We start from the raw sequence: 26,245 nt of genomic DNA, 5'->3' as shown, positions 1-26,245 counted from the left end.
AAAGAATTTGAAAGAAAAATATTGTTTTTATTATAAAAATGTGATAATATTGTCTTGAGGTGATAAGATGTTAAGCGTAGAGAGATATAACCTTATATTAGAGTTAATAAAGAAAAGAAAAAATATAAAATTACAAGAGATTGTTGAAGAATTAAAGATATCTGAAGCAACTGCAAGAAGAGATCTAAATTTTTTAGAAAATAAGAAAAAAATAAGAAGAATTCATGGGGGAGCAGTTTTAGTAGAAACAAAGGAAGAGGATATTGGTTATAAAAAACTGATCAATATTGAAGAAAAGGATATTATAGCAAAAAAAGTAATAGAGTATATAGAAGATGGGCAGATGATATATATTGATGCTGGAAGTACAACTGGAACCTTAATAAAATACTTAAATAATTATAAAGAGTTGAAGATAGTAACAAATAGTTTTCATCATATAAAGGAGTTATTAAAATTAAAACATAGTGAAGTGTATCTTTTGGGTGGAAAAATGAAGGAAAAAACAGGAGCTATGATTGGTGGAATAGCTGTTAATTCACTTAAAAATTTTAATTTTGATATAGCTTTTTTAGGAGCTAACGGAGTAAGTGAAGATGGATATTTTACCCCAGATCCAGATGAAGCACTTGTAAAAGTAGAGGCTATAAAAAGAGCGAAAGAAAAATTTTTCTTATGTGATCACACTAAATTTTTTAAGAAAAGTTTTATAAAGTTTGCAGAATTAAAAGATGGAAAAATAATATCTGATAAAGATATACCAGAAGATATAGGAGGAGAAAAATGATTTATACAGTAACTTTAAATCCAGCTGTTGATTATTATATAGGACTTGAAGATTTTCAAGAGGGAGGATTAAACCAAGCTAAATCTGCCTATACACTATCAGGAGGAAAGGGTATAAATGTATCCAAGGTTCTTAAAAATTTTGGAGAAGAGAGTATAAACTTAGGATTTGTAGGAGGATTTACAGGGGATTATATAAAAAATAATCTAAAATCTGAAGGAATTCAAGAAAATTTTGTAAATATAGAAGATATGACAAGAATAAATTTAAAAATAAAAACTTTGTCAAATGAAAGTGAGATAGCTGGAAAATCTCCAAATATAAGCAGTGAGAAGTACAAAGAATTTTTAAATAAGATAAAAGATATAAAATCTGGAGATATGTTGGTATTATCTGGAAGTATACCAAGTTCTCTTCCTCAAAATATATATGAGCAAATAATTTCTGAACTACCTCAAGGAGTAAAAATTATCTTAGATACTAGAGGAGAAACTTTAAAAAAGGTTTTAAAGGAAGGAGTATTTTTAGTTAAACCCAATAATCATGAATTAGAAGATTTTTTTGGAGAAAAATATACAACTGATGAAGAGATTATAGAGGCTGGGAAAAAATTATTGAAATTAGGAAGCGAAAATGTTCTAGTATCTTTGGGAAAAGATGGATCTATCCTTATAACAAAAGATGGGGTATATAGAGGAAATGTACCCAATGGGAAACTAATCAGCTCAGTAGGAGCTGGAGATTCAATGGTAGCTGGAATAATTTACGGAATTTCAACAGGAAAAACTATAGAAGAATCATATAGATATGGGATAGCTTCAGGAAGTTCGACAGCTTTCTCTCAAGGATTGACAGATTTTGAAAGTATGAAAAAACTATTAAATGAAATAGAAATAAAAAAAATTTAGGAGGTAAAAATGTTAAAAGATATGCTTATTAAAAATTGTATGAATTTAAATCTTAAAGGAAAAACAAAAGAAGAAGTCATAGATGAAATGATAGGTATGTTGATGGATAATGGTAGATTAAATGACAGAGAAGAGTATAAAAAAGAGATTTTAAAAAGAGAATCTCAAAGCTCTACTGGACTAGAAGAGGGGATAGCTATTCCTCATGCTAAGACAAAAGCAGTGAAAATTCCAAGTATCGCCTTTGGAAGATCTTTAGAAGGTGTTGATTATGATTCTCTTGATGGAGAACCTTCAAAATTATTTTTTATGATAGCTGCTCCAGCTGATGCAACAGATTCACATATAGAAGTACTATCAAAACTTACAACTCTATTATTGGATGATAATTTAAGAGAAAATTTACTTAAGGCAGAAACAAAAGATGAGATTTTAAATTTATTATTAGACGAGGGAAAGGTTAAAGAAGAAGAGAAAGAGGATAACAATCAAAATTTTACAGTTTTGGCAGTTACAGCTTGTCCAACAGGAATAGCCCATACATATATGGCAGCAGATACCCTTATGAAAAAAGCTAAAGAGATGGGAATAACTATTAAAGTAGAAACAAATGGTTCTACTGGGGTAAAAAACAGATTAACTGATGAAGAGATAAAAAATGCTAAAGGAATAATAGTAGCAGCAGATAAAAATGTTGAAATGGATAGATTTCATGGGAAACATGTTGAGATTGTTCCAGTTGTAGAGGGAATAAAAAATCCTGAAAAGCTTATAAAAAATGCAGTTGAACAAAAAGCAAAGATATATAAAGCTCAATCTGGAAAAACAGCAGGTAGTTCTGGAGAGAAAAAAGGATTTTACAAGCATTTAATGTCTGGTGTTTCAAATATGTTGCCTTTTGTTGTAGGTGGAGGAATATTGATAGCACTTTCATTTATGTTTGGAATAAAAGCAGCAGATCCAGCAGATCCAAGTTTTAGTCCAATAGCAAAATTATTAAGTGATATTGGTGGCAAAAATGCCTTTTTCCTAATGGTACCAGTAATGGCTGGATTTATAGGAATGAGTATAGCAGATAGACCTGGATTTGCACCAGCAATGGTAGCTGGACTTATTTCAGCAAATAATGGAGCTGGATTTTTAGGTGCATTAATTGGTGGATTTTTAGGTGGATATATAGTTCTTTTATTAAAAAAAGTACTGAGAGTTTTACCTGAAAGTTTAGAAGGATTAAAACCTGTTTTATTCTATCCAGTATTTGGAATCTTAATAACAGGAGTATTGATGTATAAAGTTATTTTAACTCCTGTAGTATTTCTTAATAATGGAATGACATCTTTCTTAGGTGGACTTGGTACAGGAAACTTAGTCTTACTTGGAGTTATTGTTGCAGGGATGATGGCTATTGATATGGGTGGACCTATCAATAAAGCAAGTTTTACATTTGGTATTGCAATGATAGCAGCTGGAAATTATTATCCTCACGCAGCAGTAATGGCTGGTGGAATGGTTCCTCCTTTAGGAATAGCTTTAGCAACAACTATATATAAAAATAGATTTACTAAAGATGAGAGAGAGGCAGGAAAAACTTGTTATATAATGGGAGCTTCATTTATAACAGAGGGTGCAATCCCATTTGCAGCAGCAGATCCAATGAGAGTTATTCCAGCGTGTGTAATAGGAGCAGGATTAGCAGGTGGATTATCAATGTTATTTAAGGTGCAATTACCAGCACCACATGGAGGATTATTTGTACTTCCAGTGATGACGAATCCAATGATGTATCTAGTGGCAGTAATAGCAGGATCAGTTGTTACGGCTTTATTATTGGGAATGTTAAAAAAAACTATAACTGAATAATTATTATTTACAAAAAGAGGATAGAAAATTCTACCCTCTTTTATTTTTACTCTTCAGTTGTTTTTGGAACGTATACTTCTCCAGGACTAGGGTGTTGAGATATTGGTCTAACATTGATATTAGCTCTATACTCAGTTTCAGCCCATAATATTCTTTGTGCAACTAGAGCTTCTGGATTTAATTTAACTCCATCTAGGATAATCTCTTTGAATTTTTGATATCCAGCTCTATCGATTAGATGTCCACCATGTATATAGAAAGGTTTGTGATGAAGTACATTAGCACAGAAATTTTGCCAGTTTTTAACTACTGCAACTACAACATCTTCAGTAACCCAGTTTAAGAACATTTTTCCCATTCTAGGGTATTGTTTACCTGTTCTACCTCCTAAAATTACTCTATATAATTTTTGTTCAGGTCTTACCCAAGCTGATGCAGGACAAGCTTCAACACACTCTCCACAACCTACACAACAGCAAGTATCTTTTTCAATTCTGTTATTAACAAGTTTTAAAACTCTAGTAGCAGCATGTTCACACACTTTAACACATCTTCCACAACCGATACATCTATCTTTTAAATATATAGGTTTAGTTACACCGATTATTCCAAAGTCAGTAAAGTGTCCTTTTCCACAGTCATTAGGACAACCAGAGATAGACATTTTGATATGGTAGTGGCTAGGGAATATCTCTTTTTCCAATTTTCTTGCTAACTCCCAAGTATTTATATTTCCTTTGATACAGTGAGAGTTTCCGATACAAGAAGTTATATTTCTAGCTCCAATAGTTGGATAACCAGAGCAATCAGATTCCATATCAGCATCACATAGATCTATCTCAATATCTTTAATATAGTCTTGCAAAAAAGCATTAACAGCTTCTATATTTTCATATTTAATTCCAGGAGCATTAAAAGTTTGTCTCAATCCAAGGTGGAAAGTTCCATTTCCCCATCTTTCAGCAATCTCTTGAATTACAGATAGGTATTTAGCATCTATTAATCCACCAGGAACACGCATTTGAAGCATAAATTCTCCAGGAACTTTAGATTGACGAAAACAGTTTGTTTTTAATTTATTTATATTAATATCATGATTCATAATAACCTCCTACCGACTAATCTACCATATGTTTAGCCTTAGTATAATTAAATACAGGTCCGTCTAAACATACATAGACTTCATCTATTCTACAATGACCACACTTTCCAACTGCACAAGACATTTTTCTCTCAAAAGAAAGCCAAATTTTGTCTGCTGGAACTCCCAATTTTTCAAATTCTAAAGCTGTGTATTTCATCATATTAGGTGGTCCTACTATTATAACTTCCACATTATCAAAATCATCTGTAGTTAATTTTAATTGAGGAACATATTCAGTAACTAAACCAACACATTCACCATCAATTCCACACCCTTTATCAACTGTTAAAATCATAGGATGATCTTTTCTCCAGTTAACAATTTCATCTTTGAATAGAATTGAATTTTGATCTTTAAATCCGAATAATAACTCTAGTGATTCCACTTGTTCTGGATTTTTATTGATATGGTGAATTAGAGATCTAACAGGTGCTAATCCAGATCCACCAGTAACAATTATAACTTTTTTACCATTTATATCAACTTGATCAAATCCCTTTCCATAAGGACCTCTCATAGGAATTATATCTCCAGGTTGTAAATTAAAGATCTCATCTGTAACAACTCCAACTTTTCTGATTAAAAATTCTGCCCAACCCTCTTCTGCAGAGAAATTAGTTACAGATATCGGACACTCTCCAACCTTAGGTAAAGATAGTTGCATAAATTGTCCAAATTTTATATTTTCAGCAAAAGGGTATTCTACTCTAAATAGATACTCTATATTTGTCATTTTTGTTATATTTAAAATTTTATATGGTTTTGGCATAATGATATTTTCCATAATACTACTCCTCCCCTCTCTTCAATTTGTCTACTTCATCAGCTAATCTATTAACAGTTGTTGAGAAAGAGATAAATACAGGACATCTATCATCACATCTTCCGCAACCTACACACATATTATGAGTTTTAAATCTAGCCATATGATCATGTATCTTATGCATAACTTTAAATCTCATTCTCTCTCCAGCAGTTCTTCTAAAAGAGTGACCTCCAGCCATATCTGAATATCCATCAACATGACAAGAAGCAGTTATTCTTCTTCTTTCACCTGCATCTGAATCTGGTGTGTAGTTTACATCATATGTTGTGAAACAAGTACAAGTAGAACATGCTACAGTACAACTTCCACACATTAAACAACGCTTATCAAATTCCTTCCACATATCTAAGTTTTTAACTTTATTTCTAAGTTCAGGAGTATCAATATTTGGAATTCTTACCTTTCTTACATTCTCTTCAACAAAAGAGATATTGAAATCCATTTTTTCCTGATTTTCAAAATATTTTGAAAACTCTTCATCTTTTATCTCGATAGAAACACTATCTCCATCTACTTTTACACCGAAGATGTAGTTGTCAGTTTTATTTGTTCCCATAGATACACAGAAACAAGTATCCCAACCATTTGTAGGACACTCCATAACTACAAACTTCACTTTTTCCCTAACTCTTTTATAGTAATAATCTTCAAACCCACCATTCTTTAAAAAGATCTCATCAAATCTTTCAATAGCATGGATATCACATGCTCTAGCAAATATTATGATAGGTCTATCATCAGTAACTCTCTTTTCTTTGTAATCTCCATCGTTAAAATATAAAACAGTTTCAGTTATAGGGTGATATACTTCTTTTGCAGCATAAGTAGATTTAAGATCAAATACAATCTCTTCAGCTGACTTAATTTTGTCATATCTAATTACATCAGTATCAGAGTATCTCCCTTGTTTTGGAAAACATTTGGGAGCATAGATCTTATTCTCCTTACTTAATTCTTTTAAAACTTCGTTAAATTCATCAAAAGTTAACTTATAACCCATTAAAACTCCTCCTTTTCTTTTAATGGCTTTAATATTTTAATTTACCTTTTTCAATTATATCACTATTTAGAGTTTAACTGATCAAATTTAAGACTTATTGATGAATATTTAACAAATATATATTACTTTTAGTTGTATGTTATATAACTTTTTTTTATTGATTTTTATTTTTTTAAAGAGAGTTCATTGATCAACTCCCTTAAGTTTTGAGATAATAATTTATTTTTATGATACACTAAATTAAAAGTTCGAGTTAAGTTAAAATCCTTTAATTTTATAACTTTTAATTTACCTTGATCTAATTCCTCTTGTACCCAGCATTCAGAGATAACAGTTATTCCATAATTGTTTATAACTCCCTTTATAATCACACTAGTTTCACTACACTCCCAGCCAATATTGAGAGAGTAACCTCTATCTTCTACATATTTTACAAAGATATCTCTGGTTCCACTGCCCTGTTCACGCATTATAAAGGATTCATACTGCAACTCTTGTAGTGTTATCTCCTCATCTCTTTCAAAATATTTATGATTTTTTCCACAAACTAAGATTAATCTATCCTCTTGTATAGGTTTTACAATGAGGTGATTACTCTTAACAATTCCCTCTACAATTCCTAGATCTAATTCATTAGCTAATAATTTTTCTTCAATTTTATTGGTATTATTAACTAAAACTTTCAGTTTATCTCTACCTTTATATGTATTTAATATCTTTTCTAAAAAGAAATTTCCAATTGTTATAGTTACTCCTATCTGTATAGGTTGAATATAGTTTGAGCTTTTCATTGTTTCTTCTAAGATGTTACAGAGATTAGTAATTCTTTTAGCGTGTACTAGAAATAGTTTTCCAATATCTGTAATACATAGCTCTCTTGGATATCTTTCAAAAAGTTTCACATTATAGTACTCTTCTAAATCTAAGATAGCCTTGCTTACTGCAGGTTGTGTCATGGATAGTTTTTTTGCAGCTAAACTCATTTTTTTACAAGAAGCAACCTCAATAAATATGAGTAAATGTTTTAAATTCATAATTCTGCTACTGAATAAATTTCAGTAACTCCCTCCCTATTTTAAAGTTTTGTTAAATCTCTCCAAAATATTATAAATTTAAATACTAAATAATAGGTAGAACAATTATTCTACCTATTGTTTAAAAGAGTTTATGTCAAAATTAGAGTAATTTTTCTCTGTATTTTTTATTTTTTGTGAAATATTGTTTGTCTCTTCTGATAAGAAAGAGATATTGTGTTGAATTTTATATAATTTTTCATCATCAATATTAAATTTTTTAAAAAGGGTATCATAGACCCTCTTAAAAAAACCTTGAAAATTTGGTATGGTATTACTAGTAATAAAGTTTCTTAATTTAAGTCTCCACAAAAAATTATCAAATCTACTAATACTATTGTAACAGCATTTGCTTGTTTTCATACCAGCTTCTTGATAATCTAGAAAATTTGAGAGCTTTGATGAAAGTTCATACAAAAAATTAGCAGCATATTCAATATTTTCATATGGAATTATCCTAACTTTTTTTAGAGCTGTAATGTATTTTTCTTCATCTATATTTAACTCTCTAGCTATCTCTTTGAATTTATTTTCATCAGGTTTTTCAGAGAGTATCTGACCACATAGAAAACAACCTACAATCTCTCCTTTTATAATGATAGGACTAGCAAAATCAATAAGACCAGCATGGCATTTATAGATGATAGGTTTTTTTATTTCCTTAGCTTTATTTCCACCATAGGAATCACACTCCATACATCTTTTAAATCCTAATTCTGTTCCTCTGATACATTTGCTACAAAAATCTGAAAAATTACTCTGTTTTGTTAACGGTTTTCCATTAGTATCGGTGATAATACTACCAATTCCAAATTCAAATGCTAATTTATCTTGAATAGTTTGAAAAAATTCAATATCTAAATACTCTGATAAATTTTCTTTATTTTTCATAAGAATACCTCAACTTTATTTTAAAATATATCCAAATCCACGTTTAGAAACTAAAAAATCATTAAGTATAGGTAATTTTTTCCGTAATCTTTTTAAGCATTGATCTACAGCTTTGTCACTGATATCAAAATTATCACTCCAAACATTGTCTAAAATGTTTGTCCTAGATAGTAGAAGCCCTCTGTTCAATATGAAGTATTGAAGTATTTCAAACTCATTTTTAGATAGAGTGACAAATACATCATTGTATTGTACAGTTTTGTTATTAGGGAAAAGCTTAATATTTTCATAGGATATATAATCTTTTACTATAGGAACTCTTTCAATAAATTTTTCAATACGTATAGATAATTCAGTAAAATCAAAAGGTTTTTTAATATAGTCATCACAACCAAGTCTAAGATTTTTGTTGACACTCTCTTGAGATGTATCAGCAGTTAAAGCTAAAATAAATGGATTTCCATAAATATTGGGACAAGTTCTGATTTTACTACAGATCTCACTTCCATTACCATCAGGTAATGAGAGATCTAAAAGAATAATATCAGGTATGGTTCTTTTTATCTCTTCTATAGCTGTAGCTAAACTGTATGCTTCAGAGATATCCAAATTGGTATTTTTTGAAAGTACCATTTTTAAGAGCTCTCTTGTCTCTTCTGAATCATCAACTATTAATAATTTTATCATTGTAATTCCCCTTTTTCATCTGGTAATAATTTCTTCCAATTGACTACATAATATAGATAACTAAAAAGTACAGACTCATTTATAGGTTTGGTGATATATCCTTCAAAACCATATGGTAAGTATTTTTCTTTATCTCCAATAATAGCTTGAGCAGTTAGAGCAAGTATTGGTGTGTTGGTGTATAGATGTTTATCACGAATATATTTTATAGTTTGAAGTCCATCCATAACAGGCATTCTAATATCTAGGAATATGGCATCAAATTTTTTAGTCTGTAGTTGCTTTAAGGCAAGTAAACCATTCTCAACACAGGTAACCTCAATATTTTCTGAAACTAAAATTGATTTTAAAAACTCTCGATTATCTTCTACATCTTCAGCTATTAAAAGAGAAAGTTTTTCCTCTCTAAAATTGAGATATTGATTAAATAGATCAGAGTAATCCAAGGTATGAGTCATTTTCTCCATCTCTTCAATCAAATATAAAATAGCATTAAAGTTGATGTTCTCTTTTTTTAGTTCTGTAGATATCTTGAGAGATGTTTCATAGATCAAAGTGAGATTAAGATTACCATAAGTTCCCTGAATAAGGTGATTGGTTTCTCTTAAAAGATCTATATCTTGCTTTTTATAAGCATCTTTCAATTTCTTTAATCTGATTGGAAATTTTAAGATGCTCATAAGAATAATAGATTTTAGTTTTTCATTATTTGAATTGAGAAGTTTATTTAAAGCTGTTGAAAAATTCTCACCATATTTATAATAAACTTCAATAGGTATTTTTATTTTAAATGTTGTTCCAACATTTGGTTTACTTTCTACCTGGATTGTTCCTAATAAAATTTCAATTAATTTTTTACTAATGCTTAAACCGAGTCCAGCCCCAGAAGATAGTTTATTAATCTGTCCAAAACTTTCAAAAATATATTCTAAATTCTCTTTTTCAATACCAATACCACTATCATAAACATTAAAATATAGGTAATTATCTTTAATATCAATTTCACATAATACAAATCCTTTTTCTGTATATTTAATAGAATTATGAATAATATTTTTAGCAATTTCATAAATTTTCATCTTATCTGAGTATATATATTTATCTTTTTGTAAAAACTCCAATTCAAACTTAAGATTTTTTTGTAAGGCGAGAGCATTGTGTTCATAGTAAATCTCTTGAAAAAGTTCATTAACAGAGAAACTTTCATAATTTAAATCAATTTTTCCCAACTCTATTTTAGAAAAATCAAGAAGTTCATTTGTAAAGTTTAGTAGCTTAACTCCAGAGGTATGAATGATATCCAACTTTTCTTTGAAGTTAGGATCCACATTTTCTTTGAGAAGTAATCTTGAATAACCAATAATAGGTGTGAGTGGTGTTCTCATCTCATGGCTAATTTTGGCTAGAAATTCATCTTTTGCTCTATTTGCTGATTCTGCATTCTCTTTTGAGATACTTAACTCTTTTGTCCTTTGTAAAACAATCTCCTCAAGATTTTTATTTAATTGTTGGAGCTCATCACTTAAAAGTTGGGCTTTCTCCTTCTCTTTTCTTATCTCTCCCTCTTTGACTAAGATATCTAAAATATCAATCTTAATAGAGGAGAAAACTTGATAGAGACACTCTTCCATATTAGAGAACTCTTTCTTTAATTCATTGATAAATTTATCATTTACAAGAGAGATGATCTCATCAAATTTCTCTATTGTTTTATAGATATTTAATAGAGTGAACTTTGCTAAAAAATTTGAGATCAGAAAGAAAATAATAGTTATAAAAAAAATCTTAACATATAAAAAATTATTAAATATTGAGAAATTTTCTTGAGGTTTTAAAAGATAAATTATCAATAAAGTATTTAAAGAAAAAAGAATCGTATTGAAAAAAGCTATTTTTTTATGTATTTTCATAACCTACCCCACTAAGTATAAATTTTAGTTATAATGTTTTAAAAAAATATATAGTGACATTGATGTGACATTTTACTTTAATAATATATGAATATTAAAAATATAGCAACTACTTTTTTTTAAGGGGGGATAAAAATGGAGATATTTCAGGCAGATACAGAGATATTTGCAGGGATAGACACAGAAAAAGTTTTAGATCAAATATCTTGTAAAAAATATTTTTTTATGACAGATCCAATGATGGAAAAAATTGGAATGAGTAAAAAAATAGAGGATATTTTAAAAAGAAAAGGTATTGTTTATGAAGTATTCAGTGAGATTGAAGTGAATCCGTCATTAGATTCTATAAAAAAAGCACTAGAGAAAGTAGTTGAGTTTTCTCCAGAAAAGATTATAGCTTTAGGTGGAGGATCAACACTGGATTCTGCTAAGGCAGTTTCATATTTTATGGGGAGATCTGGAATAGAGCTTCCAGTGATAGCTATTCCAACTACTTGTGGAACAGGGTCAGAGGTCACCTCTTATGCAGTTATAACTGATACAAAAAATATGGTGAAGATACCAATTAAAGATAATAAGATGATACCAAAGATAGCTATATTGGATCCAGAGTTTACAAAAACACTACCAAAATCAGTGGTAGCAGATGGTGGAATAGATGCATTAACTCATGCAATAGAAGCATACACATCTAAAGGAGCAAATCTTTATACACAGATATATGCACTTTATGCAATAAAAACTATATTCAAAAATCTTTTAAAGATGTTTGAGAATATAGCTGATAGAGATTCTAGAGTAGAGATGGGAAAAGCTTCATGTATAGCTGGATTTTCCTTTGAGAAGGCAGGGTTAGGAATAAATCATAGTATAGCCCATAACATAGGAGGAAAATTTCATAAGGCTCATGGAAGAGCAAATGGAGTAGTTTTACCATATGTGATTAGATTCAATTCAACAGATTTAGAAACAGCAAGAAGATATTATGAGATAGCTAAAGAGTTGGAGTTACCAGCAAATACAATTGAAGAGGGAGCAAAGAGTTTAGCTATAGCTATAGAGGTATTAAATGAGAAATTGGGAATTCAAAGCTGTGTTAGAGATTTGGGTGTAGAGGAGAGTTTGTATAGATCTCTTATTCCTGAGATGGCAGAGGTAGCTATGAATGATATATGTACATCAGGAAATTTAAAGAGAGTTACACTGGAGGATATGAAAAAGATTTTTGAAATGATATATTAAAAATCTGTTTTATTAAAAGTAAAAAATGACATTTTTCTGACATTTTACATTTTTATAATTACAATGTGATATGTTTTTTAATAGAGACTAGTATTAAGGGGGGTAATTTAATGCAAGACAATTTAGTTGAAAAAATGATGGCAGAAGTGATGGAAAAATTAAAAGAAAAGAGTGGAGAAGCTCCAAAAGTTGAGTGTGCACCTGCAAGAGAGTGCCGTTTAACTGAATTTGTTGGAGTAACAACACATGGAGATGGAATAGGGCTTGTAATAGCAAATGTAGATCCAGCTCTTCACGAAGCTATGGGATTAGATAAAAAATATCGTTCAATTGGAATAATTGGAGCTAGAACAGGTGCAGGACCATTTATTATGGCAGCAGATGAAGCTGTAAAAGCAACTAATACAGAAGTTATTGCTATTGAACTTCCTAGAGATACAAAAGGTGGAGCAGGACACGGATCATTAATATTATTTGGTGCTGAAGATGTGTCAGATGCTAAAAGGGCAGTAGAGGTTGCAATAGCAGCAGTAACTGAAAAATTTGGAGATGTATATGGAAATGATGCAGGGCATATTGAATTACAATATACAGCAAGAGCATCATATGCTTGTAACAAAGCTTTCAATGCACCACTAGGAAAATCTTTTGGTCTAATAGTTGGAGCTCCAGCAGCAATAGGGGTAGTAATAGCAGATATAGCTCTTAAAGCAGCTAATGTTGAAGTTTTAGGATATAGTTCACCAGCAAAAGGAACAAGTTTCTCAAATGAAGTAATATTAACAATATGTGGAGATTCTGGAGCAGTAAGACAAGCAATACTTGCAGCTAAAGAAGTAGGAGTTAAATTACTTGAAACTTTAGGAGGACCAGCTCCTTCATCATCAACTCCATATATTTAGAGAGAGGCTCATTATTGAAGAATAGATATGGAGGAAATAAATAGGAGGTTATAATGAGATCAAAACGTTTTGAAGTGTTAGGTGAAAGACCTGTAAATAAAGATGGATATGTAAAAGAGTGGCCAGAAGTAGGGTTAATATCAATGAACTCTCCTTTGGATCCAAAACCAAGTGTAAAGGTTGTAAATGGAAAAATAGTTGAACTAGATGGTAAGAGAAGAGAGGACTTTGACTTACTAGATCACTTTATAGCAGATTATGGAATAGTAGTAGAGAATGCAGAAAAAGTTATGGCTATGGATTCATTAGAAATAGCTAGAAAACTTGTAGACATAAATGTATCTAGAGATGAGATATTAAAGATAACTCTATCTCTAACTCCTGCAAAAGTTGCAGAGGTAATGGGAAAAATGTCTGTACTAGAGATGATGATGGCAGTTAACAAGATGAGAGCTAGAAAAACTCCTTCTAACCAATGTCACGTTACTAACTTAAAAGATAATCCAGTACAGATAGCTGCAGATGCAGCAGAAGCTTCATTGAGAGGATTTGCTGAAGAGGAAACAACAGTAGCTGTAACAAGATATGCTCCTTTCAATGCAATAGCTCTATTGGTTGGATCACAAGTTGGTAGACCTGGAATACTTACTCAATGTTCAGTTGAGGAAGCTACAGAGTTATTATTAGGAATGAGAGGACTTACTGCTTATGCAGAAACAGTATCAGTATATGGAACAGAGCCAGTATTTATAGATGGTGATGACACTCCATGGTCAAAATCTTTCTTAGCATCAGCTTATGCATCTAGAGGATTAAAAATGAGATATACATCTGGAAGTGGATCAGAAGTATTGATGGGATATGCTGAAGGATGTTCAATGTTATACCTAGAAGCTCGTTGCTTGTTCATAACTAAAGGAGCAGGGGTTCAAGGAATTCAAAATGGTTCAGTAAGTTGTGTAGGAGTACCAGGAGCAGTACCAAGTGGAGTAAGAGAGATATTAGCTGAAAACTTAGTAGCTATGATGTTAGACCTAGAGTGTGCATCAAGTAATGACCAAACATTTACTCACTCAGATTTAAGAAGAGTAGCAAGATCACTAATGCAAATGATTCCTGGAACTGACTTTATCTGTTCAGGATACAGTTCAACACCTAACTATGACAATATGTTTGCAGGATCAAACTGGGACGCAGAAGACTATGATGACTGGAATATAATTCAAAGAGACCTTAAAATAGATGCTGGATTGAGACCAGTAAAAGAGGAAGATGTTGTAAGAGCTAGAAATAAAGCTGCTAAAGCAATTCAAGCTGTGTTTGAAGCATTGGGATTACCAGAGATTACAGATGCAGAGGTAGAAGCAGCAACATATGCTCATGGAAGTAAAGATATGCCTGAAAGAGATATGGTAGCAGATATGAAAGCTGCAACAGAGATGATGGAAAGAGGAATTACAGGAATGGACGTTGTAAAAGCTCTTAAAACAAAAGGATTTGATGATGTTGCATCTGATCTACTAAAACTTATGAAATTAAGAGTAGCAGGAGACCACTTACATACATCAGCTATCTTAGATAGAGATTTCAATGTAATCAGTGCAGTTAATGATAGAAATGATTACAGTGGACCTGGAACAGGATATCAAATCTCTGCAGAAAGATGGGAAGAACTTTCAAATATTGGAAATGCAGTAGATGCATCAAAAATCAAATAGTAGTAGGAGGTAACAGATGCAACTTAATGAAAATGAAATCAGAGGATTAATAGAAGAAGTTATAAGAAGATATGCAGGACAGGAAGTGGCTACTCCTACTCCAGTAAAAGAGGAGAAAAAAGTAGTTACATCTGGAAATTTAGTTATAGAGGAAGCTGGAGAAGCTAAGAAGAGTACAAAGAGTGATGAAGTGGTAATAGCTTTAGCACCAGCTTTTGGAAAATTCCAAACTGAAACAATAACTCATATACCACATATAGATGTATTAAAAGAGTTGATGGCTGGAATAGAGGAAGAGGGATTAACTCCAAGAGTAATTAGAGTTTTAAGAACTTCAGATGTTTCTATACTAGCAAATGACGGAGCAAAATTAAGTGGATCAGGAATAGGAATAGGAATACAATCTAAAGGGACAACAGTAATTCACCAAAAAGATCTATTCCCATTAACTAACTTAGAATTATTCCCACAAGCTCCATTATTAGAGAGAGAGCACTACAGAATGATAGGAAAAAATGCTGCTAAGTATGCTAAAGGAGAATCTCCAAAACCAGTAACTCAAATGAACGATCAGATGGCAAGACCTAAATATCAAGCTATTGCAGCATTATTACATATCAAAGAGACTGAACACGTTGTAGTAAACGCTAAACCAGTTGAATTAAAAGTAAGTTTCAAATAAGAATTTAAGGGTGGTGAATGATTTGGACCAACAATTACTTGAAAAAATGATAAGAGAAGTTATGCTTTCTATGGCTAAAGGAGAGAGCAATAGTATAAATACAGTAACAAAAACTTGCGGAACAACAACTAAAGAAGATTATCCATTGAGCAAGAAAAAAGCAGATGTAGTAAAATCAGCTACTGGAAAGAAATTAGATGAGTTTACAATGGAAAATGTAATGAATGGAACAATAGGAGCAGCAGACTGTAGAATAGCTCCAGAAACTCTTGAGATGCAAGCTCAAGTAGCTGAGAGTGTAAATAGACACTCTTTTGCAAGAAACTTAAGAAGAGCAGCAGAATTGATATCTATACCTGACGATAGAATATTAGAGATATATAACTATTTAAGACCATATAGAGCAACAAAAGCAGAGTTATTAGAGATAGCTGATGAGTTAGAGCATAAATATGCTGCAAAAGTAAATGCTGAATTTGTAAGAGAGGCAGCAGAACTATATGAAAAAAGAGATAGATTAAGAAAAGATTAATCTTTCCAGTAGGGAGGAAGAATGAAACTTATTATAGGGATAGATATAGGAAATGCAACAACAGAGAGTACTCTAGCTGAAGTAAATGGAAAAGATATAAGAGTTTTGAGTAGTGGAATAGCTAAGACAACTGGAATAAAAGGAACTAAGGAGAATGTGAAGGGAGTGTTCTCATCTTTAAATGAAGCTTTTAAAAAAGCCAGAAGAGATATCTCTGAATTATCTTTGGTGAGAATAAATGAGGCAGCTCCAGTAATTGGAGATGTGGCTATGGAAACTATAACAGAGACTATAATAACAGAATCTACTATGATAGGTCATAATCCTACTACTCCAGGAGGAGCAGGGATAGGAGTGGGGATATCCACTCCTATTGAAAAAATAGATAATACTATGATTGGAAAAGAGATAGTGGCACTTATTTCAAAAGAGATAGACTTCCAAGAAGCAGCTAACATAATAAATATGTGGGTGGAAAGAGGAGTTGAGATAAAGGGTGCTATAGCTCAAAAAGATGATGCAGTCTTAATAAATAATAGATTAAATAGAAAGATGCCAATTGTAGATGAAGTACTTTATTTTGAAAAGATACCAGTAAATATGTTGACAGCATTGGAAGTGGCAGAGAAGGGAAAAGTAATCTCAATGCTTTCCAATCCATATGGAATAGCAACTTTATTTAAGCTAAATTCAGAAGAGACTAAGATGATAGTTCCAATTTCAAGAGCATTAATAGGAAATAGATCAGCAGTTGTTATAAAAACTCCAAAGGGAGATGTAAAATCAAGAGTTATTCCAGCAGGATCTATACATATAGCTGGTGAGAGCAAAAATAGAGATATCCCTGTGGATAAGGGTGCTGAGGAGATAATGGAAGCTTTAGAAGTTTGTTATCCAGTAACTGATATCTGGGGAGAAAAGGGAACTAATGCTGGGGGAATGTTGGAGAAAGTAAGAATTGTAATGGCACAACTTACTAACCAAGATCCTAAAAATATCAATATTCAGGATCTATTGGCAGTGAATACTTTTGTTCCTAAAAAGGTCAAAGGGGGAATTGCAGAGGAGTTTTCAATGGAGAATGCCATTGGATTAGCTGCAATGGTAAAAGCTGATAGATTACAAATGGAGATGATAGCCAATGATCTACAAGAAAAACTCCAAAAGAGGGTTGTAGTTGGAGGAGTAGAGGCAGAGATGGCAATAATAGGAGCTTTAACAACACCAGGAACAAATAAACCACTGGCTATAATAGATATGGGAGCAGGATCAACAGATGCTTCTGTAATAACTAGAGATGGAAAGATAGCTTCTTGTCACTTGGCAGGGGCTGGAAATATGGTAACAATGCTAATAGATAAAGAGCTAGGGTTAGGCAACTTTGATTTAGCTGAAGATATAAAAAAATATCCATTAGCAAAAGTGGAGAGTTTATTTCATATAAGACATGAAGATGGAAGTGTTCAATTCTTTGATGAACCACTGGATCCAAAAACATTTGCAAGGGTAGTAATCTTAAAAGAGGGTGCAATGATTCCATCGGAATTAGATGAACCTATTGAGAAGATTAAGAGAGTGAGAAGGGATGCTAAGGAGAAGGTCTTTGTGGTAAATGCTGTAAGGGCATTGAAGAAAGTTACTCCAAGTGGAAATATAAGAGATATAGAGCATGTGGTACTTGTAGGAGGTTCATCACTTGACTTTGAAGTTCCTCAAATGGTTACAGATAAACTATCATACTATGGAGTTGTAGCAGGAAGAGGAAATATAAGAGGAGTAGAGGGACCAAGAAATGCAGTTGCAACAGGATTAGCTCTCTCTTATGAAGGTGAGTAATATGCAGAGAGGAAAAAAAGAGGAGATAGGAATTAATATTTTCTATTTTTCAGAAATAGAGATAGATGAGAGATTGAGTAATATTCTATGGGGAATAGAAGAGGAAGAGATACCATTTATACTAAGGAGCTGTAATGAGTCTGATGCTAAGATATTGGGGTATAACGGAGCAAAAGAATCTAAGCTACAGGTAGGAATAGGGATTGGAAGAGAAGAGATCACTCTTTATCATGAGAAGTTAAAATTAGAAAAACCATTATTTAAATATGATATTCATAGCAATAATGATATCCTAAGGGCTTTGGGAATTAATGGTGCGAGATTGATCAAGGGAAATCCATTTATTATCCCAGAGGAGACAGGAGGGGAAAAATGATAAGTTCACTAGGATTGATAGAGGTAGTTGGTCTAGTGGGAGCAATAGAAGCAGGAGATACAGCTGTAAAAGCTGCCAATGTAAGATTGATAGGAATTGAGCTTACAAAAGGTGGTGGAATGGTTACTGTTAAGATAGAAGGAGAGGTATCTGCAGTAACAGCAGCAGTAGAAGCTGGAGTTATGGCTGCTGAGAGATTGACTACTGTAGTTAGTAAATTAGTTATAGCAAGACCTTCTGTTGAAGTGGGACAAATGGTAGAACCTACTGAAGTGACAGAAGAAGTAGTGGAAGAGATAAAAGAGGAAGTAGAAGAGAAACAGGTAGAAGAGGTTGTAGAGCAAGAGAAAGAAGCTACTGAAATAGAGGTAGTTGAAACAACTGGTAAAAAAAATAGAAAAAACAAATAAAATGATAAATAACAAGGAGGAATCAAAATGGGAAACGCATTAGGATTAATAGAAACTAAAGGATTAGTAGGAGCAATAGAAGCAGCAGATGCAATGACAAAATCAGCTAATGTAGAGTTAGTAGGATATGAAAAAATAGGATCTGGATTAGTAACTGTTATGGTAAGAGGAGATGTAGGAGCTGTTAAAGCAGCAGTAGATGCAGGAGCAGCAGCAGCTGAGAGAGTAGGAAAAGTAGAATCAGTTCATGTAATTCCAAGACCACATACAGATACAGAAAAATTACTTCCAAAATTAGTTAAATAGTGATGAGTTATGAAATCATTAGAGAGTACATTGAGAGAGGTTCTAAATGAAGTTATCTCTGATGAGGTGGTAGTTGGAGTTTCAAATAGACATATACACCTTTCTCAAGAGGATTTAGAAGAGCTTTTTGGAGCGGGATACAGCTTATCTAAGATGAAAGATATGAAACAACCAGGTCAGTTTGCTGCAAAGGAAACAGTGACTATTGAGGGGCCAAAAGGAAGATTTGAAGGTGTGAGAATCTTAGGTCCTGTGAGAAAAGAGACACAAGTTGAGGTATCAATATCAGATAGTTTTAAAATAGGAGTTAAACCTCCAATAAGAGAGTCAGGAAAATTGGATAGAACTCCTGGAATAAAAATAATAGGTCCAAAGGGAAGTATTGTTAAAGAAAGAGGAGTAATAGTAGCTGGAAGACACATACATATGCCTAAATATATAGCTGATATAAAAGGGTATAAAGATGGAGAACTTGTAAAAGTAGAGACTTCTGGTGAAAGAAAAGTAGTGCTATACAATGTACTTTTGAGAGTAGGAAGTAATATGGCAAAGGAGATACATTTAGATATGGACGAAGCCAACGCTGCTGGACTTAAAAATGATGATTATGTAAAAATAATAAGGGATTAAGAGAGGACACCTTAGGGTGTCCTCTAAATAAAAACCCTGATAAAAGGGGTGTAAAATGGAATTTAATCTTATGGTAGATTATATAGTAAAAGAGGTACTAAAGAGATTAGAGGAAGAGAGTATTTCTAAAAAGAAGAGAGGATTAGTAATAATAAATGGTGGAACTGCTAATCTTGATCAAATATTAGTAGAGTTAGAGAAGATAAAACAGGAGTATGAAGTAGAGGTAATTTTTTCAGAAGCTGGGAAAAAGATAGTTGGAGAGGAAAAATTTAAAAACTTCGAGATAAAAGAAAACATTACAATGGAGAATTGTAGTAGCTTGATAAACCAAAATGAAATTATCTTGTTACCACTATTGACTAAAAATACTTGTGCAAAAGTAGCAGTGGGAATAAGAGATAATATCTCAACCTATGTGATATCAAAGGCGATTTTGGCTGGGAAAAAAATAGTTGCTGTGTATGATTCATGTAGAGTTAGAGATGATAATGAGTATGGAAAACAACTAAATTTAAATATAAAGAAATTACAAAGTTATGGAATAGCTTTTGTAGAAAGTAAAGATTTAGCTGACTATGTATTGAAAGAGCAAAAAAATCAATACTTGAATTTGAAGGATAAAAAGATAATTACAGCAGATGATATCTTTAGTATAAAAGATAAGAAGGTTATAATTTCTAAAGAAGCTATTGTTACAACATTAGCTAAAGAGAAAGCTCAAGAGAATAGAATTTTGTTTAAGCAGGAAAAATAGTGGAAGGTGGTCTTATGTTTTTAGCAAAAGTGGTTGGAAAGGTTGTTTCTACAACTAAAGATGAGGGATTGAATGGAAAGAAGATCCTAATTACAGCTCCAGTAGATATGGACGGAAATCTAGTAAATGAAAAGAGGATTGTAAGCATAGATAGTGTAGGAGCGGGAATAGGAGATTTAGTTTTAATTACAACAGGAAGTGTATCTGCTTATGCTTTTGCTGAAAATGGAAATGTAGCTATTGATTCTGCTATTGTGGCAATAATAGATACAATAGAAAAAAATTAGGTGGTGATACAGTTGAAAGATGTCTACACCAATTTGATAAAGGTATATACAAAAAAGGGTGACTCAGGAGAAACAGGATTATTTGGAGGAAGTAGAATTTCCAAAGATAGTCTAAAAGTGGAGGCTTATGGCAGTATAGATGAGGCAGCAGCCTTTATAGGAGAAGCTAGAGCCAGATTAGAAGATAGGGAGTTAAAAGATATTCTATATAAAATACAGGAAAAATTTTTAGTAGTAGGAGCTCATCTAGCTAGTGATAAAAAAGGGATAGGAAAGCTCAAAGAGAGTATAGAGGATAGTGATATTGAGGAGCTAGAAAGAGTAATAGATAAGTATTCTAAGACACTACTTCCACTATATAAATTTATAATCCCTGGAGAGAGCATAGAGAGTGCAAGTTTACATATAGCTAGAACAGTAGTGAGAAGAAGTGAAAGACGAATGGTAGCTCTAAAGGGAGAAGAGGGTATTGATCCAAGCCTATTAAAATATGTAAATAGAGTATCAGATGTGTTATTTGTAATTTCCAGAGTAGTAGAAGATAATATAAAAGTAAAAACAATTTCAAAAGTGATTTTAAATAATTTAAATATTGTTCAAAAAAGATTAAATTTAGAGAGTGCTAAAAAGATAGTAGAAGCAGGTGAGAGAAAAGCTAAGGAATTAGGATTAGATTTTGTTATTGCAGTAGTGAGTAAAGATGGAAAACTTATCTTGGAAGCAAAGATGGATGAAGCTATTTTTGCAAGTATAGATATAGCCTTTAAAAAAGCTTATACAGCAGCAGCTTTAAAAATAGCTACCTCTGATTTAACAGAATTAACTAAACCAACAGGATCACTATATGGACTACAAAATGATAGTAGATATATAGTTTTTGGTGGTGGTGAACTACTGAAGATAGATGGAGAGATAGTTGGAGCAGTAGGAGTCAGTGGTGGAAGTGTTGAAGAGGATACAGCAGTAGCCAAAGCTTGTGTTGAAGCTTTTGAGAAGATATAGGAGGAAAAGATGAATATAGATGCAAACAATATGGAAACAGTAGTTAATTTAATAATGAAAGAGCTTAATAAGCTAAATCTTGAAGGAGATAATACAGCTTGTTGTGGAAAAAATGGAGTATTTCACAGTGTTGAGGAGGCAGTAGCAGCAGCTAAAAAGGCTCAAAGAGATCTATTTGATTCAAGATTGGAAGTTAGAGATAAGATAATAAAATCAATAAGAGAGCATCTAGCAAAATATGTTCAAGAGTTAGCAGAATTGGGAGTAGCTGAAACTGGAATGGGAAGAGTGTATGACAAGGCTCTAAAACATCAAGTTACAATAGAAAAAACACCAGGAGTTGAAGACTTGAGAGCATTTGCTTTTAGTGGTGATGATGGATTAACAGTTTTAGAATTAACTCCATATGGAGTAATAGGAGCAATAACTCCTTCAACAAATCCAAGTGAAACAATACTATGTAACTCAATAGGAATGATAGCAGCTGGGAATGCTGTAGTTTTCGCTCCACATCCAGGAGCAAAGAAAACATCTTTAAGAGCAGTAGAGCTTGTAAATGAAGCTATAAGATTAGCAGGAGGACCAGAAAACTTAGTGGTAACTATTGATGAGCCAAGTATAGAGAATACAAATAAATTGATGGCTCACCCAGATGTTAAGATGCTAGTTGCAACTGGAGGACCAGGTGTAGTAAAAAGTGTAATGTCTAGTGGAAAGAAAGCTATTGGAGCTGGAGCTGGAAATCCACCAGTATTAGTAGATGAAACAGCAGATATAGAAAAGGCTGCAAGAGATATAGTAGCAGGATGTAGTTTTGACAACAACCTTCCTTGTATAGCTGAAAAAGAGGTAGTAGCTGTAGACTCAATTACAGACTATTTAATATTTGAGATGCAAAAAAATGGTGCATATTTAATAAAAGATGAGGAACAAATAAAAAAATTGGCAGAGATAACATTAAAAAATGGAGAACCTAACAGAAAATATGTGGGAAGAGATGCCAAAGTTATATTAAAAGATATAGGAATAGAAGTTGGAGATGAAGTTAGAGTAATCATAATGGAGACTTGCAAAAAACATGTTTTTGCAGTTAAAGAGATGTTGATGCCTATTCTTCCAATTATAAGAGTCAAAGATGCTTGGGAAGGAATAGAAGTTTCTAAGGAGTTAGAGCATGGCTTAAGACACACTTCAATGATACACTCAAAAAATATAGATGTATTAACAAAATATGCAAGAGAGATGGAGACAACTATTTTAGTTAAAAATGGACCTTCATATGCAGGAATAGGAGTAGGTGGAGAGGGACATACTACATTTACTATAGCAGGACCTACTGGAGAGGGATTAACTTCTGCAAAAAGCTTTGCTAGAAATAGAAGATGTGTTCTTGTTGGAGGACTTTCAATAAAATAGAAAAAATTTGAGTTTTGATAGGAAGGATGAAGTTTTCATCCTTCTATACCAAAATTTGAAGGGAGGACATAGATGAAAAAAACACTTTTACTTTTAGAATTTAGGAGTATAGGGACAGGATTTGTATTTTTAGATGAGATTACTAAAAATTTTAATGTAGATATAGAAAGAGTGGGTATCCTATGTCCAGGAAAATATATGATAGTATGTAGTGGTTTACAGGGTGAAATTGTATCCCTAGATAATTATCTTGAAGAGCTAAAGTCAAAATATTCAGATAAAAATATAAGCAAAATAGTTGTCAGTGGAGTGAGTATCAGTATTTTAGGAAAGTTAAATAGGGCTATAAAATATGAAGACAAGGTTAGAAGTTTGGGGTTAATAGAGTTTTCAAACAGTATTAGAGCTATCGAGATAGGAGATTTTTTAGAAGATGAGAGTCCAGTTGAGATCATAACAATTAGAGCTGGAGTTGGAATGTTTGATAAGGGTGTCGTTTTATTTGAAGGGGACACATCAGCAGTAAAAAATGCAATTGAGAGAGTAAAAAGTAGAGGGATAAAAGAGTTGGTAAGTGCAGAATCTATAAACTCACCTTCTGAAAATTTTTTAAAGAGCTTTAAAATCTAGTGAAAGAATGGAGAGAGTATATGGATTTAAATAGGGTAAATGAGTACATTAAAAGATTTGATCAAGTTATAGATAAACCAATTTTAGATTTTGATAAGAGCGAATTTTATGTTGGTGTAGACTTAGGAACTGCCAATATTGTTATGAGTGTTGTAGATAAAGATGGAAATCCAGTAGCTGGTGAAGTTTATCAATCTTCAGTGGTAAAAGATGGAATCGTAGTTGATTTTGTTGGAGCAATAAGAATAGTAAGAGAGATGAAGGCAAGATTAGAGGAGAGATTGGGGATTGAGATAACAAAGGGATATACAGCAATTCCACCAGGAGTAGAGAGTGGGAGTGTAAAAGCTATAGTGAATGTTATTGATTCTGCTGAAATAGATGTAGAAAAGGTAGTAGATGAACCAACAGCAGCAGCACAAGTTTTAAAAATAAAAAATGGTGCAGTAGTAGATGTAGGTGGAGGAACAACAGGTATAAGTGTGATAAAAGATGGAGAGGTGATATTTACAGCTGATGAGCCTACTGGTGGTACACATATGTCACTGGTATTAGCTGGAAATTATGGGATAACTTTTTCTGAGGCTGAAGAGTTGAAAAAAGATAGTTCAAGAGAGAGGGAGATCTTTCCAATAATAAGACCAGTTGTTGAAAAAATGGCTCATATAGTAAAAAGATTCCTACAAGATTTTGATGTGGAAGATGTCTATATAGTTGGAGGAGCTTGTACCTTTACAGAGTTTGAAGAGGTTTTTAGAAAGGAATTAAAGAAAAATATCATAAAAACATATAAACCATTATTAGTAACACCACTAGGAATAGCTTTAACAGGGTTAGAGATACAATAATCTATTAGGAGGTAAAGTATGAATGTTTATTTGGCAGAATTTATTGGAACAGCAATGGTAACTGCTTTTGGGGGAGGAGTTGTAGCCAATGTTGTTTTGACAAAATCAAAGGCAAAAGATGCTGGTTGGATGGTAATAACAACAGGTTGGGCATTGGGAATAGCTGTGGCAGTATATACTGTAGGTTGGGTGAGTGGAGCTCATCTTAATCCAGCTGTGACTATAGCCTTAGCAACTATAGGTGCTTTAGATTTACAGTTTGTACCTGGGTATATAATAGCTCAATTATTAGGGGCAATGTTTGGAAGTCTATTGATGTTTTTAGCTTATAAAAAGCATTTTGATGAGGAAACTGATTCAGGAGCATTATTAGCGATCTTTTGTACAGGTCCTGCTATAAGAGATTATCTGTGGAATACTGTTACTGAGGTAATAGCAACAGCAATATTTATATTTTCAATCTTAGGATTAGGAAATTCACATAATACTTTAGTTGAATTTACTCTTTCAAATGGAGATAAGGCAACAGGAAGTATTGGAATTTTAGGAGCATTATTAGTTGGATTTTTAGTGTGGGCTATGGGACTTTGTTTTGGTGGACCAACAGGATATGCTCTAAACCCAGCAAGAGACCTAGGACCAAGAATTATGCACGCCTTATTACCTATAAAACATAAAGGGGGATCAGATTGGGGCTACTCTTTAGTACCAATAGTTGGACCTATCCTTGGAGGGGTAATAGGAGCTTTGGTATATCAAGCTTTATTTAGTTAAGATATTTGAAAAAATAGGAGTTTTCAAAAATTTGAAAGTTCCTATTTTTAGTTTTAGTGGCTATATGTTTTGTATCATAATAATTTTATCAAAAGGAATTTTTTTATTTACTTTTTTTCTTTTTCGTTATATACTATACTTATAACACACACTATACATATAAGGAGGTATATTTATGGGAATTGCTTTAAGAAAAAATATTACTTTATCAGAAGAAGAAAACCAAATCATTCAAGATTTTTGTAAAAAAATAGGAAAATCTTTTTCTGAAGTAATGAGAACAGCAACTCTTAATTATATAAAAGAAACTGAAAAACAGGATCTAGCTCAATTCTTAGCTAATAATTGTGAATATGTAGATAGCAAAGAGCAAGAAGAAATTGATGAATTAATGAAAAAATTAGAAAATGATACTGATGAGGGTAGGGAGATTTCTTTAGATGAGTTACTACAATTATAAGGTTCTATATAAAAAGAGTGCTGAAAAATTTTTAATGTCTAATAAAATTGAAGGATTAAGGTTTTACAAGGCTTTTAAAGAATTGACTGAAAGTAATGAGAATGTAAAAAAATATGATATTAAAAAATACCATTGTTCTAATGAATATACCTATAGATTAAGAATTGGAAGTAATAGAGCTTTATTTGAAGTTCATCAAGATAAAATTGTAGTTATAGTATTAGATATAGGAAGTCGTGGAGACATTTATAAAAAAGGTAACTAATCACCAAGGGATAGTATAAAAAATTTTGTGTAAATAAAAATCTCTCTTGATTATTGATGAATTATAAGTATAATTTAATTAATATC

The 26,245-nt window shown here is 32.1% G+C and carries 29 protein-coding genes; 22 read left to right on the top strand and 7 right to left on the bottom strand.

What is annotated here, in order from left to right; all coding sequences use genetic code 11:
- Positions 1 to 67 precede the first annotated feature (67 nt).
- The 3 genes from ABNK64_RS08135 to ABNK64_RS08125 are packed head-to-tail and all read left to right on the top strand — an operon-like array spanning position 68 to position 3,555.
- Positions 68 to 787, top strand: a complete 720-nt coding sequence (locus ABNK64_RS08135; protein ID WP_291256667.1) for a DeoR/GlpR family DNA-binding transcription regulator — start codon at positions 68 to 70, stop codon at positions 785 to 787.
- Positions 784 to 1,695, top strand: a complete 912-nt coding sequence (gene pfkB / locus ABNK64_RS08130; RefSeq protein WP_349764070.1) for a 1-phosphofructokinase — start codon at positions 784 to 786, stop codon at positions 1,693 to 1,695. The genes ABNK64_RS08135 and pfkB overlap by 4 nt, the downstream gene beginning before the upstream one ends.
- 9 nt (positions 1,696 to 1,704) lie before the next feature.
- A complete protein-coding gene (locus tag ABNK64_RS08125; protein ID WP_349764069.1) occupies positions 1,705 to 3,555 on the top strand; it encodes a PTS fructose transporter subunit IIABC in 1,851 nt (616 codons plus the stop codon).
- A gap of 46 nt (positions 3,556 to 3,601) precedes the next feature.
- Here ABNK64_RS08125 and asrC read toward each other — a convergent pair whose 3' ends face one another.
- The 7 genes from asrC to ABNK64_RS08090 form a co-directional block, all read right to left on the bottom strand.
- The gene (gene asrC, locus ABNK64_RS08120; RefSeq protein WP_300342662.1) at positions 3,602 to 4,657 is read right to left on the bottom strand and encodes a sulfite reductase subunit C; all 1,056 of its coding nucleotides are present in this window, start codon (positions 4,655 to 4,657) and stop codon (positions 3,602 to 3,604) included.
- Between the two features lie 16 nt (positions 4,658 to 4,673).
- Entirely contained in the window at positions 4,674 to 5,483 is an 810-nt protein-coding gene (gene asrB / locus ABNK64_RS08115) for an anaerobic sulfite reductase subunit AsrB (protein ID WP_291256671.1), read from the bottom strand.
- A gap of 4 nt (positions 5,484 to 5,487) precedes the next feature.
- Positions 5,488 to 6,525, bottom strand: a complete 1,038-nt coding sequence (asrA, locus tag ABNK64_RS08110) for an anaerobic sulfite reductase subunit AsrA (RefSeq protein ID WP_349764068.1) — start codon at positions 6,523 to 6,525, stop codon at positions 5,488 to 5,490.
- Between the two features lie 164 nt (positions 6,526 to 6,689).
- The gene (locus ABNK64_RS08105; protein ID WP_349764067.1) at positions 6,690 to 7,559 is read right to left on the bottom strand and encodes a LysR substrate-binding domain-containing protein; all 870 of its coding nucleotides are present in this window, start codon (positions 7,557 to 7,559) and stop codon (positions 6,690 to 6,692) included.
- A 114-nt stretch (positions 7,560 to 7,673) separates the two neighbouring features.
- On the bottom strand, positions 7,674 to 8,489 hold the full coding sequence (locus tag ABNK64_RS08100; RefSeq protein ID WP_349764066.1) for a PocR ligand-binding domain-containing protein: 816 nt from the start codon (positions 8,487 to 8,489) through the stop codon (positions 7,674 to 7,676).
- Positions 8,490 to 8,504: 15 nt separating this feature from the next.
- Positions 8,505 to 9,176, bottom strand: a complete 672-nt coding sequence (locus tag ABNK64_RS08095) for a response regulator transcription factor (RefSeq protein WP_291256675.1) — start codon at positions 9,174 to 9,176, stop codon at positions 8,505 to 8,507.
- Positions 9,173 to 11,086 carry an ATP-binding response regulator gene (locus ABNK64_RS08090; protein ID WP_349764065.1) on the bottom strand — a complete coding sequence of 638 codons (1,914 nt, stop codon included), beginning with the start codon at positions 11,084 to 11,086 and terminating at the stop codon, positions 9,173 to 9,175. Before ABNK64_RS08090 ends, ABNK64_RS08095 begins: the two co-directional genes overlap by 4 nt.
- Before the next feature lie 135 nt (positions 11,087 to 11,221).
- Here ABNK64_RS08090 and ABNK64_RS08085 point away from each other — a divergent pair, with 135 nt between their 5' ends.
- The 19 genes from ABNK64_RS08085 (at position 11,222) to ABNK64_RS07995 (ending at position 26,159) form a co-directional block, all read left to right on the top strand.
- Positions 11,222 to 12,328, top strand: a complete 1,107-nt coding sequence (locus ABNK64_RS08085) for an iron-containing alcohol dehydrogenase (protein WP_349764064.1) — start codon at positions 11,222 to 11,224, stop codon at positions 12,326 to 12,328.
- A 110-nt stretch (positions 12,329 to 12,438) separates the two neighbouring features.
- The gene (gene pduB, locus ABNK64_RS08080; protein ID WP_291258744.1) at positions 12,439 to 13,230 is read left to right on the top strand and encodes a propanediol utilization microcompartment protein PduB; all 792 of its coding nucleotides are present in this window, start codon (positions 12,439 to 12,441) and stop codon (positions 13,228 to 13,230) included.
- Between the two features lie 53 nt (positions 13,231 to 13,283).
- The gene (locus tag ABNK64_RS08075; RefSeq protein ID WP_291256679.1) at positions 13,284 to 14,948 is read left to right on the top strand and encodes a propanediol/glycerol family dehydratase large subunit; all 1,665 of its coding nucleotides are present in this window, start codon (positions 13,284 to 13,286) and stop codon (positions 14,946 to 14,948) included.
- 16 nt (positions 14,949 to 14,964) lie between these two features.
- The gene (locus ABNK64_RS08070; protein WP_349764063.1) at positions 14,965 to 15,630 is read left to right on the top strand and encodes a propanediol/glycerol family dehydratase medium subunit; all 666 of its coding nucleotides are present in this window, start codon (positions 14,965 to 14,967) and stop codon (positions 15,628 to 15,630) included.
- A 22-nt stretch (positions 15,631 to 15,652) separates the two neighbouring features.
- Entirely contained in the window at positions 15,653 to 16,162 is a 510-nt protein-coding gene (locus tag ABNK64_RS08065; protein ID WP_291256681.1) for a diol dehydratase small subunit, read from the top strand.
- 21 nt (positions 16,163 to 16,183) lie between these two features.
- Positions 16,184 to 17,998, top strand: coding sequence for a diol dehydratase reactivase subunit alpha (locus ABNK64_RS08060; protein ID WP_349764062.1), 1,815 nt, complete (start codon positions 16,184 to 16,186; stop codon positions 17,996 to 17,998).
- Between the two features lies 1 nt (position 17,999).
- The gene (locus tag ABNK64_RS08055) at positions 18,000 to 18,374 is read left to right on the top strand and encodes a glycerol dehydratase reactivase beta/small subunit family protein (protein WP_300342641.1); all 375 of its coding nucleotides are present in this window, start codon (positions 18,000 to 18,002) and stop codon (positions 18,372 to 18,374) included.
- On the top strand, positions 18,371 to 18,784 hold the full coding sequence (locus tag ABNK64_RS08050; protein ID WP_291256684.1) for a BMC domain-containing protein: 414 nt from the start codon (positions 18,371 to 18,373) through the stop codon (positions 18,782 to 18,784). Before ABNK64_RS08055 ends, ABNK64_RS08050 begins: the two co-directional genes overlap by 4 nt.
- A gap of 27 nt (positions 18,785 to 18,811) precedes the next feature.
- Positions 18,812 to 19,090: a propanediol utilization microcompartment protein PduA gene (gene pduA / locus ABNK64_RS08045; RefSeq protein ID WP_176846659.1), complete on the top strand. Its 279-nt coding sequence runs from the start codon at positions 18,812 to 18,814 to the stop codon at positions 19,088 to 19,090.
- Between the two features lie 9 nt (positions 19,091 to 19,099).
- A complete protein-coding gene (locus ABNK64_RS08040; protein WP_349764061.1) occupies positions 19,100 to 19,720 on the top strand; it encodes a phosphate propanoyltransferase in 621 nt (206 codons plus the stop codon).
- A 55-nt stretch (positions 19,721 to 19,775) separates the two neighbouring features.
- The gene (locus ABNK64_RS08035; protein WP_291258751.1) at positions 19,776 to 20,477 is read left to right on the top strand and encodes a flavoprotein; all 702 of its coding nucleotides are present in this window, start codon (positions 19,776 to 19,778) and stop codon (positions 20,475 to 20,477) included.
- Between the two features lie 14 nt (positions 20,478 to 20,491).
- Entirely contained in the window at positions 20,492 to 20,764 is a 273-nt protein-coding gene (locus tag ABNK64_RS08030) for a EutN/CcmL family microcompartment protein (RefSeq protein WP_291256687.1), read from the top strand.
- 12 nt (positions 20,765 to 20,776) lie between these two features.
- A complete protein-coding gene (locus ABNK64_RS08025) occupies positions 20,777 to 21,766 on the top strand; it encodes a cob(I)yrinic acid a,c-diamide adenosyltransferase (protein ID WP_349764060.1) in 990 nt (329 codons plus the stop codon).
- 9 nt (positions 21,767 to 21,775) lie between these two features.
- Positions 21,776 to 23,182, top strand: a complete 1,407-nt coding sequence (locus ABNK64_RS08020; RefSeq protein WP_349764059.1) for an aldehyde dehydrogenase family protein — start codon at positions 21,776 to 21,778, stop codon at positions 23,180 to 23,182.
- A gap of 72 nt (positions 23,183 to 23,254) precedes the next feature.
- Positions 23,255 to 23,812, top strand: a complete 558-nt coding sequence (locus ABNK64_RS08015) for a BMC-T shell protein (RefSeq protein WP_291256690.1) — start codon at positions 23,255 to 23,257, stop codon at positions 23,810 to 23,812.
- 20 nt (positions 23,813 to 23,832) lie between these two features.
- Entirely contained in the window at positions 23,833 to 24,660 is an 828-nt protein-coding gene (gene eutJ / locus ABNK64_RS08010) for an ethanolamine utilization protein EutJ (protein ID WP_291256691.1), read from the top strand.
- Positions 24,661 to 24,678: 18 nt separating this feature from the next.
- Entirely contained in the window at positions 24,679 to 25,434 is a 756-nt protein-coding gene (locus ABNK64_RS08005; RefSeq protein WP_300342740.1) for an MIP/aquaporin family protein, read from the top strand.
- Positions 25,435 to 25,609: 175 nt separating this feature from the next.
- Positions 25,610 to 25,894, top strand: a complete 285-nt coding sequence (locus ABNK64_RS08000; protein ID WP_291258756.1) for a hypothetical protein — start codon at positions 25,610 to 25,612, stop codon at positions 25,892 to 25,894.
- On the top strand, positions 25,875 to 26,159 hold the full coding sequence (locus tag ABNK64_RS07995) for a type II toxin-antitoxin system RelE family toxin (RefSeq protein WP_349764058.1): 285 nt from the start codon (positions 25,875 to 25,877) through the stop codon (positions 26,157 to 26,159). Before ABNK64_RS08000 ends, ABNK64_RS07995 begins: the two co-directional genes overlap by 20 nt.
- Positions 26,160 to 26,245: the final 86 nt, after the last annotated feature.

Origin of the sequence: Fusobacterium sp. SYSU M8D902 (assembly GCF_040199715.1) — a bacterium.
GTDB lineage: Bacteria > Fusobacteriota > Fusobacteriia > Fusobacteriales > Fusobacteriaceae > Fusobacterium_A.
The sequence above is the reverse complement of the archived record's forward strand: the minus strand, read 5'-3'. Positions and strand labels throughout refer to the sequence as shown.